The organism is Olsenella sp. oral taxon 807, from assembly GCF_001189515.2.
GTDB lineage: Bacteria > Actinomycetota > Coriobacteriia > Coriobacteriales > Atopobiaceae > Olsenella_F.
In genome coordinates this window covers 3,174,379-3,188,172 of sequence record NZ_CP012069.2, presented here as the reverse complement: position 1 = coordinate 3,188,172, position 13,794 = coordinate 3,174,379, and the positions used below count along the sequence as shown (strand labels likewise).

13 protein-coding genes are annotated in these 13,794 nt (G+C 61.5%); all 13 read right to left on the bottom strand.

Going from position 1 to position 13,794, the window contains the following annotated elements:
• Positions 1 to 10: 10 nt before the first annotated feature.
• The 13 genes from alr to ADJ70_RS13680 all read right to left on the bottom strand — a co-directional run bounded on the left by alr (position 11) and on the right by ADJ70_RS13680 (position 13,640).
• Positions 11 to 1,189 carry an alanine racemase gene (alr, locus tag ADJ70_RS13740; protein ID WP_050344631.1) on the bottom strand — a complete coding sequence of 393 codons (1,179 nt, stop codon included), beginning with the start codon at positions 1,187 to 1,189 and terminating at the stop codon, positions 11 to 13.
• A 24-nt stretch (positions 1,190 to 1,213) separates the two neighbouring features.
• The gene (locus ADJ70_RS13735) at positions 1,214 to 2,827 is read right to left on the bottom strand and encodes a bifunctional ADP-dependent NAD(P)H-hydrate dehydratase/NAD(P)H-hydrate epimerase (RefSeq protein ID WP_050342336.1); all 1,614 of its coding nucleotides are present in this window, start codon (positions 2,825 to 2,827) and stop codon (positions 1,214 to 1,216) included.
• A gap of 12 nt (positions 2,828 to 2,839) precedes the next feature.
• Positions 2,840 to 3,439, bottom strand: coding sequence for a holo-ACP synthase (acpS, locus tag ADJ70_RS13730; protein WP_083444057.1), 600 nt, complete (start codon positions 3,437 to 3,439; stop codon positions 2,840 to 2,842).
• A 25-nt stretch (positions 3,440 to 3,464) separates the two neighbouring features.
• On the bottom strand, positions 3,465 to 5,309 hold the full coding sequence (gene glmS / locus ADJ70_RS13725) for a glutamine--fructose-6-phosphate transaminase (isomerizing) (protein WP_050342334.1): 1,845 nt from the start codon (positions 5,307 to 5,309) through the stop codon (positions 3,465 to 3,467).
• A 118-nt stretch (positions 5,310 to 5,427) separates the two neighbouring features.
• A complete protein-coding gene (glmM, locus tag ADJ70_RS13720) occupies positions 5,428 to 6,765 on the bottom strand; it encodes a phosphoglucosamine mutase (protein WP_050342332.1) in 1,338 nt (445 codons plus the stop codon).
• Between the two features lie 369 nt (positions 6,766 to 7,134).
• On the bottom strand, positions 7,135 to 7,530 hold the full coding sequence (gene rpsI / locus ADJ70_RS13715) for a 30S ribosomal protein S9 (RefSeq protein WP_050342330.1): 396 nt from the start codon (positions 7,528 to 7,530) through the stop codon (positions 7,135 to 7,137).
• A 3-nt stretch (positions 7,531 to 7,533) separates the two neighbouring features.
• Positions 7,534 to 7,974 (bottom strand): 50S ribosomal protein L13, encoded by a 441-nt coding sequence (gene rplM / locus ADJ70_RS13710; protein ID WP_050342328.1) that lies wholly within the window; start codon positions 7,972 to 7,974, stop codon positions 7,534 to 7,536.
• Between the two features lie 285 nt (positions 7,975 to 8,259).
• Entirely contained in the window at positions 8,260 to 8,628 is a 369-nt protein-coding gene (locus tag ADJ70_RS13705; RefSeq protein WP_050344629.1) for a PTS glucitol/sorbitol transporter subunit IIA, read from the bottom strand.
• Positions 8,629 to 8,689: 61 nt separating this feature from the next.
• Complete coding sequence (locus ADJ70_RS13700) at positions 8,690 to 9,733, bottom strand: PTS glucitol/sorbitol transporter subunit IIB (RefSeq protein ID WP_050342325.1); 1,044 nt, start codon at positions 9,731 to 9,733, stop codon at positions 8,690 to 8,692.
• Positions 9,734 to 9,748: 15 nt separating this feature from the next.
• Positions 9,749 to 10,321: a PTS glucitol/sorbitol transporter subunit IIC gene (locus tag ADJ70_RS13695; protein ID WP_050342323.1), complete on the bottom strand. Its 573-nt coding sequence runs from the start codon at positions 10,319 to 10,321 to the stop codon at positions 9,749 to 9,751.
• Positions 10,322 to 10,331: 10 nt separating this feature from the next.
• Positions 10,332 to 10,811, bottom strand: coding sequence for a transcriptional regulator GutM (locus ADJ70_RS13690; protein ID WP_050342321.1), 480 nt, complete (start codon positions 10,809 to 10,811; stop codon positions 10,332 to 10,334).
• An 82-nt stretch (positions 10,812 to 10,893) separates the two neighbouring features.
• Positions 10,894 to 12,813, bottom strand: coding sequence for a BglG family transcription antiterminator (locus ADJ70_RS13685; protein WP_157051565.1), 1,920 nt, complete (start codon positions 12,811 to 12,813; stop codon positions 10,894 to 10,896).
• A gap of 26 nt (positions 12,814 to 12,839) precedes the next feature.
• Positions 12,840 to 13,640 (bottom strand): sorbitol-6-phosphate dehydrogenase subunit, encoded by an 801-nt coding sequence (locus ADJ70_RS13680; protein ID WP_050342317.1) that lies wholly within the window; start codon positions 13,638 to 13,640, stop codon positions 12,840 to 12,842.
• Between the last annotated feature and the right edge of the window lie 154 nt (positions 13,641 to 13,794).

Below are 13,794 nucleotides of genomic sequence, written 5' to 3'. Positions count from 1 at the left end.
TGTCATCAACCTAGACGTAGACTTTCTCGAGGCGCATACCAAAGTCGCAGGTGACCTCGTAGTTGATCGTGTCACGCAGGCGCGCCATCTCGTCGGCAGATATCGTTTGGCCACCGTCTGTACCCAGTATGGTCACGACGTCTCCACACTCCACGGGAGCCACGGTCTTCACACTCCCAAGGCTGCGCCGGCTCGTGTCAACGGCAAACATGAACTGGTCCATGCAGATACGGCCGACCTGGCGCACGCGAACACCATTGACCAGCACATCCATGTGATTCGAGAGTACGCGGGCCAGACCGTCCGCATAGCCTATGGGCACAGTCGCGATCTGAATGTTGGGTGTCGGCACGCGATACGTGAGACCGTAGCCCACGCCCTCGCCCACAGCCGGGTAGATGGCGCGCGTCACGCGAGCTCGCACACTCATCACGGGCCTCAGCGCGACCCTCGGCTCGGTGGTGGCGGAAGGGTGCAAGCCATAGAGTCCGATGCCCACGCGACACATGTCGTTATGTAGCTCGGGATGGAGCACGGTACCTGGCGTATTGTCACAGTGCACGAGGCCATGGTCGAGTCCTGCGGCCTCAAGCGCCGCGATGGCGCGCGAGAAGCGAGAAGACTGCTGCTTGAAGTCCCAGTCGCCGATGACGTCAGCCGTGGCAAAGTGAGTAAAGGTGCCGGCGCACTCCAAGCCTCGGTGGAAGTCGATCAAATGGCGCAGCTCAACCACATCATCCGGCAACACCCCAATGCGGGTCATGCCCGTGTCGATGGCCAGGTGATACCTACCCACCTTGCCCAAGGCGACGGCCCTCTCGCCAAGGGAAAACGCGAAGTCGCTTGTATAGATTGATGGCATGAGATCATGAGCAAGCAGGGTGTCGATGGCATCAAGCGGTGGCTCACACAGCACAAGGATCGGCCACGAGATGCCCGCACGGCGCAGCTCGACACCCTCGGCAACCGTGGCAACCGCAAACTGGTTGGCGCCTGCGGCGTACATGGCCTTTGCGCACTCGACGGCACCGTGCCCGTACGCGTCGGCCTTGACCGCGCACATCAGCTTGGTGCGTGGCTCGAGAAGCGCCTTAAACGTGCGGACGTTCGCGCGAAGCGCGCCAAGGTCTATCTCGACCCAAGCCCACCGGTCCAGAGGGCAGTTCTTAAGCACGTCGCGTCCCGACATCACATCCTCCACCGCTGCCACCGCCTACTCCTCTGGCTCGCCCTCGGGAAAGGCGATGTCATCCTCAAGTGCATCTTCTGCCAGTCCGATCATGTCTATGATGTCACGAGCCATGACGCCGCGAGACCCACGCTCGTTGATGGCCAGCGAGCCGGCGTGCCCGTGAATCTCGCAGGCCAGCGCCGTGAGCGTGGGTAGGTCCTCGTGGTCTATGCTACCTCGTGCGAGAAGCGCCGCGATGACGCCGCTGAGCGCGTCGCCCGAGCCTGCCGTGGCCAGAGATGCGGGTCCTGGCTTAGGCAAAAGCGCGACCTCTGCGTTCAGGCAGGCAGTCGCCGATCCCTTGGCCACGACGCACAGCTCGCTTCCACCATCCGCCCAGACGATACGACGCGCAGCCTCCATTGCGGTAGTAAGTGAGTTGGGCGGCGTTGCCTGCAGGCCAACCAGACGCCCCAGCTCGCCACGATGCGGGGTCAGGACCAAAGGGTCGCTGCGACGCAATAGCTCGGGAAACTCGTCCAGGGAGTTTGAGGTCAAGCGCGCAATACAGTTCAGGCCGTCGGCATCGACGACTAGTGGCACCTCGGCAGAGAGCAGGTGTGAGACCACACTCACGGTGCCGGCGGTCACGCGCATGCCCGGACCGACCAAGGTGCAGGAGCGCTTCTCGGCAAGCTCGGCGATCTTGATGGCAGCCGCATCGGAGAAGGTCCCATTGTCCTTGGCGGGAAGTCCGAGCACGGGGATCTCAAGCAGCTGTGACTGGATGACAGGCACGATGGGCGCGGGAACGGCAAGCGTCACATAGCCTGCGCCGGCTCGTGCCGCAGCAAGCGCGGCCATGACCGGAGCCCCGACGAAGCGCTGCGATCCCCCGACGACGAGCACCGAGCCGCGCGTGAACTTATTGTCCGCGTTTGAGAGGGGTGGGAGCATGCCCGCATAGTCCGCGAGGTCGGCACGCCAGGCGACGGGGTCCGCCTCACGCACGAGCTGCTCGGTCTGCTCGGCGAGAGGCGCCACCACAATGGTACCGCAGGTGTCTCGACCCTGGTCGGCAAGCAGGCCCGGCTTGAGCACGAGCATCGTCACCGTGAGGTCTGCCGAGACGCAGCCGCCGGCGGAAAGGCCGGTCTGAGCAGAGAGGCCACTCGGCACGTCCACCGCGACGACACGTGCGTCAGAGTCGTTGACGCAGTCTATCCAGATGTCAAAGGGCGTGCGGGGAATCCCATGGAAGCCGGTGCCGAGCATGGCATCGACCACGACGTCGGCGGCTGCGAGCACCTTCTCAAGCTGGTCGCGCGGAGGGGCGACGAGCACGGAAACGCCGGCGTGCTCGGCACTATTGGCCACTACGCGGGCGAGGTCACCACGTATCGCGTCTGGCTCGACCGGGGTAACCACGCTTACGCGGATGCCCCTGGCCTTGAGACTCTCGGAACAAACCCAACCGTCTCCCCCGTTGTTGCCAAGACCACACATCACGACGACTTCCTCGACGTTGCCCATGCCCATGACCTCTCGGGCCGTCGATACTCCAGCCCTGTGCATGAGCTCAGATATGCTCACGCCCACGCCGGTGAGGTCACTCTCCACCTGCTTGACATCCTCGACGTTTAGGACTGGCTGCATGATGTCACCTTCCTAGGCCTCCTCGCGAGACGACTTGCCCACTCGCGCATGTTGCTCTTCCTCTGTGCCCACCTCGATGGGCCTCACCCCAGCGTCTCTGTCGACATGCCCTCGGACATCCTCGCCCTCCCCGGCGAGGTGCTCGAGCTCGTCGACGATGACGCGGGCGCTCTTGAATGACGCCTGAAACTCTGTGGCGGCGCCATGTGCCGCATCCCGCTTCGGACGAACGGCCTCGGTCACCATCACGGCAGTCGCGACGGCCTCATCGTGCGTCGTCGAGAGCGAGATCGCCACCTCCTGCACACCCCTGGCCTCGGCAATCTCGGCCGCACGGCCCGAGAGGACGCAGCTGGGCCGACCGTTGTCAGCGCGCCTCACCGAGACGTCCCTAAAGCCCACGCCCTCCGAGAAGCCCGTACCCAACGCCTTGAGCACGGCCTCGCGTGCCGCGAAGCGGGCGGCGTAGTGATCTGCTGGCCTGGGACTCGCATCACAGTAGCTGCGCTCGTCCTCGGTGAAGACTCGTGCGACAAAGCTCGGACGCCGACGCATGACGGCCTCCATGCGCGCTATCTCAAGCATATCTACGCCAATGCCCGCAACTGCCATCACGTCTCCCCTTCGCCCGTCATCGCTACTCAACCGTAACGGACTTTGCGAGGTTACGCGGCTTGTCAACGTCAAGACCCTTGGCCTTGGCGACGTAGCGCGCAAGCATCTGCAGGTGCACGACTGCGACGATGGGCACAATGTACTCGTCCATCTTCGGCACCCATAGCACCTGCTCGCAGAGCTGGGCCACCTCCTCGTCACCGTCAGTCGCCACAGCGACCACCTTGGCTCCGCGAGCGATGGACTCCATGATGTTCGAGACGGTCTTATCGTGCACGTGATCATCGGGAACCACCGCGAGTACCGGGAAGCCGGGTTCGATGAGCGCGATGGGACCATGCTTCATCTCGCCTGCGGGGTAGGCCTCGGCATGCACGTAGGCGATCTCCTTCATCTTGAGGGCACCCTCGTAGGCCGTGGTCGAGTTGGTGCCACGCCCCAGGTAAAGCGCACTCGTGGCATCCTGGAAGATGGGCACGGCCTGCTTGTCCTGCCAACTGCGGTTAAAGATCTCGCGGATGAGGTCAGGCACCTGCCTGAGCTCGCGGTAGATCATCTCGACGTCACAGGGCGTCATGCTGCCGTTGGCAAAGGCCAAGCGCAGGGCTACAAGCGCGGACGCAACCATCTGGGCAGTATACGCCTTGGTGGAGGCAACAGCTACCTCGGGACCAGCCTGCACGTAGAGCGTGCCATCGGCCTCACGTGCGGCCGAGCTCCCCAACACATTGGTGATCGCGAAGATCTTGCAGCCCATGCCCTTGAGCCTGCGAGCAGCCGCTAGGGTGTCTGCCGTCTCGCCAGACTGCGTGATGATGAGGCAGAGGGTATGGTCAGTCACAAGGACGTCGGCATAATTGAACTCCGAGGCGAACTCAACCGAGACGAAGATCCGAGCCCAGTGCTCTATGAGGGTCTTTGCTATGAGACCCACATTGTAGGAGGTTCCGCAGCCGATGATGTAGACGCGATCTACCTGAGACAGCTCCTCGCGCGTCATGCGCAGCTCGTCCATCTCGATGCCATGTTTGCCGAGACGATCCTTGAGCAGGCGCTCGATAGCCTCGGGCTGCTCGGCGATCTCCTTGCCCATGAAGTCGGAGTGGCCACCGAGCGTCGCCATCGAGGCGTCCCAGTCGATGTCGAGGCCCTTGGGCTCTGTTACCTCGCCGCCACTCGCGTCATAGACAGTGATGCCCCCGTCCTTCTCGAGCAGGGCGATATCACCGTCTTCAAGCTGTACCACGTGGTCCGTGACGGAGGAAAGCGGTATGACGTCCGATGCCGCGTATGCGCCGTCCTCGGTGGAGGCCACGACAAGCGGACTTCCACAGCGCGTCACGACGATCTGGTCGGGTACGTCGGAGCAGATGACGGCGATGGCCCATGACCCCTCGAGGCGTGCGACGGTGTTACGCAGCGCGCCGACCATGTCCCCCTTGGCCGGACCGTTCCACGCATCCCCAAAAAGGTGCGCTATGACCTCGGAGTCGGTCTCGCTCTTGAACTCGTGTCCCTCGGCACGCAGGCTGCGACGAAGCTCCTCGAAGTTCTCGATGATGCCGTTGTGGACGATGGCGATGCTGCCCGAGCAGTCCGTGTGCGGATGGGCGTTCCTGTCGGCGGGGGCGCCATGGGTGGCCCATCGGGTATGGCCGATGCCACAGCTGCCCACGAGGTTCGCGTCATCGCAACGCTGGCGCAACGCCTCCACACGACCTTGGCACTTGACGACGTGCAAGTGCCTTGAGGGCGAGATGATGGCAACGCCAGCCGAGTCATACCCGCGGTACTCCAAGGCCGCAAGGCCATCGAGCAGGTAGTTGATTGCCTGATTCTTGCCGGTATATCCTACGATTCCGCACATGCGCATGCCTCCATCTTTGCCACGCTAACTTGGATGTACGAACGCAGAGCCACTTTTTGTGCCCTGTTGGCTCGATCGGACAAGCAGCTTGTCCGAGGCCCCTCGAACTCGCTCGAGACTACACCCCAAAGGGTTCGAGCGCCCTTACGACGATATCATTGGCCTGGGTGCACAGCGCATCCTCTGGTGCCTCCGCGAGCACGCGGATGAGGGGTTCGGTGCCGGAAGCACGCACGAGCACCCGACCGTTGCCCCCAAGGAATTCCTCGGCCTCTCTGACGGCCGCCTTGACATCGACGGACTCCATGGCGGCAGCCTTGTCCGCAACACGAACGTTCACGAGCTGCTGGGGATAGAGCCTCACGGGCGCCGCAAGCTGAGAGAGGGTCTCTCGCTCCGCACGGATGACCTCCATGATGCGCAGGCTCGTCATGATGCCGTCCCCCGTGCGCTCGATGTCGCCAAAGATGATGTGGCCCGACTGCTCCCCGCCGAGCGAGTAGCCATTCTCGCGCATGCAGGCATAGACGTTCTTGTCGCCCACATCTGTGGTCACGTACGAGAGGCTCGCCTCGTCGAAGGCCTTGAAGAGGCCGTAGTTGCTCATGACCGTGGGGACGATGGTGCCTGCGGCAAGGCGACCATGCTTATGCAGATACTTCCCACAGATGTAGAGGATGAGGTCACCGTCAACGGTGCGACCGCGCTCGTCGACGGCAAGGCAGCGATCCGCGTCTCCGTCATAGGCAAACCCCACGTCAAGACCTTGTTCGACCACGTGCCGCTGCAGGCGCTCGATGTGGGTGGAGCCGCAGTCGACGTTGATGTTAAAGCCGTCCGGCGCGTTGCTTATCACGCGCACATCCGCCCCAAGCGCATCGAAGACGGGCTTGGCGACCGAGGAGGCGGCGCCGTTCGCGCAGTCAAGCCCCACCTTGACACCTTGGAGCGAGAAGTTGGCGCTGGCGATGAGGGAGGCTATATAGCGGTTGCGGCCCTGCATGTAGTCCACAGTGCACCCTATGGCATCGCCCGTCGCGAGGGGGACTTCCACCTTGTCGTCGATGTAGTCCTCTATCCGCTCAAGCACGTCCTCGTCCATCTTGTAGCCTTCGCTGTTGACGAGCTTGATACCGTTGTCGGTAAAGGGGTTATGCGACGCCGTGATCATGATGCCGCAGTCGAATCGGCCGTCGAGCGTCTCGTAGGAGACCCCGGGCGTGGGGATGACGTGGAGCATGTACGCATCGGCACCGGAGGCAACGAGCCCCGCCACGAGCGCGGACTCGAACATGTAGCTTGAGCGACGCGTATCCTTACCGAGCACGACGCGGGCCTTGCGCTCCTGACGCGCGCCGTAGTACCACCCTACGAAGCGACCTATCTTGTAGGCATGTTCGACGTCGAGACCCTCATTGGCCTTGCCGCGAAATCCGTCCGTCCCAAAGTACCTCATAGCTTCCTCTCCTGCGCCAGGCACCACGGCGCTTGCGCGACGACCCGGCACGTAGGACTACTCCTCAGACTTTACACGGCAGAATTCTAGCAGCATATGTCTGCTGCGTCAGATGAGGATACGGGGTACATCCGATAAAATCGGGCCCAAGCACGGTCGCGGGAAGTTGGGCGCACCCAGAAGGCCCAGGCGAATTGCGCAATCAGGCAGCTCATTGTGGCGACCGAGTCACTACAAGGGAGCGGGATTGCCCTCACGCCTGCGTCAGACACAAGACGGGGAAGCCGCAAACGCGACTTCCCCACACAAACAACTCCTCTTTTGCCGATAGGAACGGCACACGCCACACAGCGGTGGGCCAAGAGAATCCTAGCGCTTGGAGAACTGCGGGCGCTTGCGGGCCTTCTTGAGGCCGTACTTCTTACGCTCGACCGCACGGGAGTCTCGCGTGAGCAGGCCAGCCTTCTTGAGCTCGGCGCGATACTCGCCTGCCTCGAGCAGGGCGCGGGCGATGCCAAGGCGTAGTGCCCCGGACTGGCCGTTGATGCCGCCTCCGTCACAGTTCGCGAAGACGTCAAAACGACCGACGGTGTCAGTCACGCGAAACGGAGCCATAGCGTTATCAACGAGCTGCTGGCGCCCAAAGTACTGTGCGGCCTCACGGCCGTTAACACTGACCTTACCAGTGCCAGGGATCAGGCGGACACGTGCCGTCGCCTCCTTGCGACGCCCAGTGCCGGTATACAGAGCGATGTTATCAGCCATCGGTTACGCCTCCAGATCGATCTTGGTGGGATTCTGAGCAGCATGCGGATGCTCGGGGCCAGCGTAGACCTTGAGCTTCATGCCCTGCTGGCGGCCGAGCGTGGTCTTGGGGAGCATGCCCTTGACGGCGTGCTCGATGACTCGCTCGGGACGCTTGGCCATGACATCTGCGAAAGACTCTGTCTTGAGGCCTCCCAGCCAACCAGAATGGCGCCAGTAGCTCTTATGCTCTGCCTTGGTGCCCGTAAGCCTCACCTTGTCTGCGTTGATGACAATCACGAAGTCACCAGTGTCGGCGTTGGGCGTATACTGTGGCTTATCCTTGCCGCGAAGGATCATGGCCGCCCTCGTCGCGAGGCGACCGAGCGTGGCACCGTCAGCGTCGATAAGCACCCACTTGCGCTCGACCTCACCTTTCTTGGCGTAATGAGTCGACTTGGTCACTTGACTCCTCCTTGAAACCTGTGCTTCGGCGGCCCCTGGACGGACAGCCGGATCTTTTCCTGCGAGATTACGGGGCTCAGTGGAAAAGCCTTAAAAGTATATACCACGATCGCCAAGACCGCTGAGGTTTCGCAACCTTCGCGAAGTCTGCACCCATAAGGCCCCAACGCCACCTCGGTGCCCCAGAATCTGCGGGGTACCGAGGCGGCGACGTTTGCCCAGTTGAGTCAAATTCTTAGGTACCCCAGAATCTGCGGGGCACTGAGGCGCCGGGGTGCCATCCCCTTACTCGTACTTGATGATCTGTATGGTGGTACCGACCTGTAGCACGGGGACCTCGGCCTGCTCCACGTAGAGCGTGCCGGCCATGTTGGGCTCGGTGACACCGGTGAAGCTGATGCTGCAGTGCCCCAGACTCTGCAGGGTGACCGGGGCCTCGGCACCGATACACGTGATCTTATAGAAGCCATCATCTATGCGAAGAATGTCGCCGACAGAGATCTGCCCGTCTATGGGATTCACATTGACCAGGTAGCAATAGTCCTTGAGCTCTGGGGGCGCTGTCGCACCAAAGAGGATGAGCATATTGGTAGCCCTAAAATCCTCGGCGTGAGGGCCCACGCCCAGTACCTTGTTCTCATAGATAGCTTTCATCACCATTCCAATCTACTCGTGCCAAACGTAAGCGCAGGGGACACCTACCGACGCCAACATACTACGCGTACAGACCGACGGATGCGGCGAATGCGAGGAGTACGCGAACCCAGCCGGTAAGGAAGCGGGAGTACATGACAGATAGTACGCCGACCTCTATGGTCTCGGTCTCGGCCTCGGCAAGGCCCAGGCCAACGGGAACGAAGTCGCAGGCACACTGGTTGTTAATCGCAAACAGCGCGGGCAGGGCCATCTGGGGCGCGATGGCGCCCTTGCCGATCTCGGCACCGATAAGCGTTCCTATGATCTGGGCGATGACCGCTCCGGGACCAAGCAGCGCAGAGAGACCGGGAATGGACACGACGATGCCGAGAACCAGCAGGCCCACGGGGTTGCCAGCAAGCGGCGAGAGGAAGTTGGCAATGAGGTTGCCGAGCCCCGTGCCGTTGATGACGCCAATAAGCATCGCGACGAACGCCATGAACGGCAACAGCGTGGTGATACAGGTCTGGATGGCGTCACGACCCGCCTGGTAGAGCGTGTTGACAAAGGTGCCAACGCCCATGCCTATGGCAGACAGCAGGCTGCTCTTCTTTTGCGGCGTGCTCGCCATGTAGTCCTTGTCCTTGCCAGACACACCAGAGTCAACACCAGAATCCTTGGCCTCGCTGGTGGCAGCGGTGGCGGTGCCTTCAGCCGTAGCGTAGCTGCCAGAGACGGCCTCGGATCCATCTGCAAGAGAGATGCAGCTGGACTTGACCGAAGAGACGTAAATGTCCTCTTTGATGTACTGTGCCAGCGGACCCGACTTACCAGTCGGCATCACGTTGGCGGTGGGAATGCCCTTCTGCGGGTAGATGCCGCAGCGCAGGGTGCCGCCGCAGTCGATGACAACCATGGCGATCTCCTCCTCCGGGCAGGAGGTCTTGAAGCCATTGACGGGCGTCATACCTGACAGCTCAACGATGCGAGAGAGGCACTCGGGCTCGGCGCCACCACCGACTATGTACATAACCTTATTGCGCTTAGGCGTGGCTTTGACCACAAGCGGGCCTCCCCAACCACCATCGCCTGCAACGATCTTGATAGCCTTGAACTCAGCCATTGTTTGGTCTCCTTCCTACGCCGCAGCGTCAAGGTGCTCGTTGTGTTGACCAAGCTCGCGCGCGAGGCGTACGCGCTGCTGGCGCTCGACCAGACGTGTGGTAAACTCGGTCGACCACCCCGAGATGAAGTTGGCGACGAAGCCAACCAGAAGGTAGCGAAGGGCAAGCTGCGACGTGTCAAGGCCGAGGGCCGTGACACCCGATGCGATGCCCAGGTAGATAAAGATCTCGCCGGGATTGATGTGCGCAAAGATGCCGCTGTTGGTGTGACAATGATACGAGGCAGCCGCGTAGTAGGCAGGCTTGTAGAACTCGGGCAAAAACTTGCCCATCGAGAGCGCCATGGGGTTGCCAAGCATCAGGGCGCTGACAAACGGGAGCACAAGATAGCGAAGCAGGGGGTTTCCTGTACAGAACTTCGCGAATCGATTGACACGCTCTTGCCCAATGAACGCCACGAGCGAGTTCATGAAGACGAGGAGCATGAGGATCAGGGGGATTATTCCTGTCACCCAGCTCGTGAACTGCTTGCCGCCCTCATAGAACAGGTTCATGAATGCGGATGTGAGGTTAGTGATGGCTTCCACGGACCCTCTCCTATCTCTTAGTTATTGTCGACTGGTAGTCCTTGGGGACCCTTACCCGCCCAAGAAGGCCTTCCATTGCCTTGCCCACGTTCTGGGCGGGCGCGGCTGGCTCTGGGATCGGCTTGCCCGAAACATAGAGCCCATAGGTGCGTGCGGCGTCCTCGAGCGCCTTGCCGAGGTTGCGATGGCCCTTAGGTGCGTCGCTGGCGCGCAAGTTACAGATGTCTCTTCCCTCGTAACCGGGAAGGTCCCTCACGCGCGCGAAGGAGCTGACGCCCTCAAGCACCTTGCCCTCCCGGATGATGCCGTCATCGTCCAGAAGGAACATCACGATAGCGCCGGCATGAAAGCCTCCACTCCTACGTCCGACAGCAACCCTACCCCTTCTCTTGAGCTTTGCGAACTCACGAGAAAAGTCATGCATCTGACAATACGTCAGAACGAACTGAGCCGCCATCGCGGCAACGATGACGAGTATGACTGCGAGCACTCTTCTTCCCTCCCTTCTTTCCATATCTTGGTAGCAACCAAACACATCACAGCCATCGACTCTACTCCGGTCACACAGTGCATCACGGGACTTCCCCTCTGCTCAGGACGCGGATCGCATCCTCATAGGTCGTAGCGCCCGCAAGGCGCTCGCAGAGGGCCTTGCTCTGCACGATCTGGACTATCTCGTCGTAGACCCGCACAAGAGCGCTCTCGTCGACATGGACGGACTCGGGCACACCCAGCAGGAAGATGACCTGAACGAGATCATGCCCGCACGCCACTGGCCGAGGAAGGGTCCCCAGCGCAAGCACAATGTCCCCCGTGGCGAACTGCTGGCAGTGTGGCAGGGCGACCGCATGGTCGAACACCATGCGATGCAGCTGCTCGCGCTTCTTGAGCCGTTCTGCGAACCCCTGGTCCAGGCAGCCCTGGCCAATGAGGTCGTCAACCATCCTGGTGATACCGCCCGCATAGTCCTCGACATCCTCGAGACAAAAGAAGCGCTCCGGCCTCAGCAGGCCGCGAATCGTGGGGCTGGCGCCCGCATCGGCCGCATGGATCGCCTCACCGGACTTGACGGCACGCCGAATGCGACCCAGCATCTCCTGCTCGTCGAACACCTCATGCACAATGATCATGGGCACATCACACGCCAGCGAAAGCGGCGTCGTACTCAGCACCACGTCAAAGCCCTCCAGCACATCCTCCCCCACCTCTGATCGGGTGAAGAGGGACACCTCGTCAGAGCTGTCCAGCACCTTGCGCAGCTGCGCCTCAATGAGATGGGCCGTGATGCGCTCTGACCCCGCGACCACGGCTATCTTCAGATGCCTCATGCTGGAGGTCCTCAGACGCTCGAAGATAACGCCAAAGTAGGCGGTCAGGTAACCCCGCTCGTCATCGGGCACCTCAATGCCGCTGTGATTGCGTATGATGCGGGCGGCGATGCCAGATATCTCGTACTCGAGCGGATACTTCTCCCTCATGTCCCCCAGGAGCGGGTTTCTCAGCACGATGCCACAGCGCAAGCGGTTGAGCATGTACTTGATATGGTATAGGACTTCGGTAGAGAGATCCCCAAAGCTGATGGCAATGTTAAGATCGTCGTGCACGGCAGTCACGATGTCCTTCACCAGCGAGACGACCTCCTCGTCCAGCTCGATCGGCCCCACGGAGTCGGCGTCGCCCGGCGTCCGCACGCCAACGATGGAGAGGAGGACAAACAGGCGCTCCTTGTACGGGTACCTGCCACCCGTGACCCCTTCGATATCGTCAACGAGGCGATCGACGAGCGAGAACTCGGGCGTTTCAACAAAGTCCACCAACGGCTCGTCGATAGCACCGATGGCGTGGCCCCGGCGAAAGCGATCGAGCATGACGGTGACGTAACGGACAAGTATGTCGCGGATGCTCGTCTCGGAGGAGATCAGACGCGCGTTCTTGGCGATGATGTCCTGGATCTGCCCATCAAGTGGGCGATCCCCGTAGATGGCATCGTATGCCTTATCGATGATATAGGACCTGATGTCAATCTCATTGCCGTCGAGGACAAGCCCACTGTTCTCGCGCCCTAGGATACTCAGTCCCCAAGGGGCGATGTCATCGCGCAGGGCGGCCAGGTCAGCCGCAAGCGTAGACCTGCTCATGTAAAGCCTCTGCGCAAGACGCTCCATCGTGACCGGACTCGCTGAGCTGGCGATCAGGCCGAACAAGCGCGCACGCCTACTCTTTGGTGAATCTGGCGCTTGCTCGCTCGCCGCCCTCAGTTCCCGCTCATAGGCAAAGAACGCCTCGCGATCGTAGATGACAAGCGCCAGCACGCCCGCCTCGCTCCCGAGCGTGGCCATATCGCCTAGCAAGAAGTTAAGCCTCTTGACGTCGTTGCGGACGGTACGCGAGCTCACGCCCAACGTCTCGGCAAGTTCCCTAAACGTTGCCGTCGCATGCCGCGAGAAGTATGCGAGTAGCGCGCTGATCCTGCTGTCTGCAGCCTTTGGCATCGTGTCACCTAACGCGGGGCGCTGCACTAGCCGCGGCTCTTGCCGCCAGAGATGTTGATCGTCGTGCCCGAGATGTAGCCAGCGCGATCTGAGGCAAGAAACGCCACGACGTAACCCACCTCGTCGAGCATACCGGGGCGACCGACGGGAATGGACTTCTTGTAGTCGGTGTTGAGCTTATCGGGGGTGGTGCCGCGCGTGTAGGCGAGCGCCTCATCATAGGCGGGGGTGCGCAGGCCCGTGGCCTCCATGATGCCTGGGGCGCAGGCGACGACGCGCACGCCGTACTGACTGATCTCCTTAGCCCAGGAGCGCGTGAAGGAGTCAACGGCCCCCTTGGTGGCGGAGTAGGCCGACTGACCCTGCGACCCTTCCTTCCCGGACTCAGAGGACATGTTGATGATCACACCCTTGCCCTGCCTGATCATCTGGCGGGCAGCGGCCTGCGCACACAGAAAGACGCCCTTGACGTTGACGTCAAACATGAGGTTGAAGTCATCGACACCAAGCTCGTACTGGGGCTTCTTCCCGGCGACGTCCACGAGCAGGCGTGGCCTGTTGAGCCCCGCATTGTTGACGAGGATGTCGATGGCACCATAGCGGTCCATGACAGCCTGCGTCATGGCGCCAACGCTGTCGCGATCTGACACGTCGCACTTGACGCAGTACATACCCTCCAGCTCGTCTCCGGTCTTGACAGTGAGGTCGACGATGACGACCCGCGAGCCAACGCTCCTCAGGACCTCAGCGACATGCCTGCCGATCCCAGAGGCGGCACCGGTGACGATGGCGACCTTACCCTCGAGCTCAAGCCACTGCTTTTCCATTGCTCGCTCCTCCCTGACTGGTGTGTGGGGACCATCGCAATCCCCTCTACCTGATATTCTCCGAGTTCGAGAGCGGCAAATGATGTCATCCTTTGCACAGCGGTTGCAAGCGGTCAGACGAACGAGGACGGTGAGGCGAGGTGGTGGATAGCAT

Coding starts and splice junctions, on each gene's coding strand:
- glmS (WP_050342334.1), bottom strand. CDS start 5,309: ATGTGCGGAATCGTAGGATATACCGGCAAGAATCAGGCAATCAACTAC.
- alr (WP_050344631.1), bottom strand. CDS start 1,189: ATGTCGGGACGCGACGTGCTTAAGAACTGCCCTCTGGACCGGTGGGCT.
- ADJ70_RS13700 (WP_050342325.1), bottom strand. CDS start 9,733: ATGGCTGAGTTCAAGGCTATCAAGATCGTTGCAGGCGATGGTGGTTGG.
- ADJ70_RS13680 (WP_050342317.1), bottom strand. CDS start 13,640: ATGGAAAAGCAGTGGCTTGAGCTCGAGGGTAAGGTCGCCATCGTCACC.
- glmM (WP_050342332.1), bottom strand. CDS start 6,765: ATGAGGTACTTTGGGACGGACGGATTTCGCGGCAAGGCCAATGAGGGT.
- acpS (WP_083444057.1), bottom strand. CDS start 3,439: ATGGCAGTTGCGGGCATTGGCGTAGATATGCTTGAGATAGCGCGCATG.
- ADJ70_RS13735 (WP_050342336.1), bottom strand. CDS start 2,827: ATGCAGCCAGTCCTAAACGTCGAGGATGTCAAGCAGGTGGAGAGTGAC.
- ADJ70_RS13705 (WP_050344629.1), bottom strand. CDS start 8,628: ATGAAAGCTATCTATGAGAACAAGGTACTGGGCGTGGGCCCTCACGCC.
- ADJ70_RS13685 (WP_157051565.1), bottom strand. CDS start 12,813: ATGCCAAAGGCTGCAGACAGCAGGATCAGCGCGCTACTCGCATACTTC.
- rpsI (WP_050342330.1), bottom strand. CDS start 7,530: ATGGCTGATAACATCGCTCTGTATACCGGCACTGGGCGTCGCAAGGAG.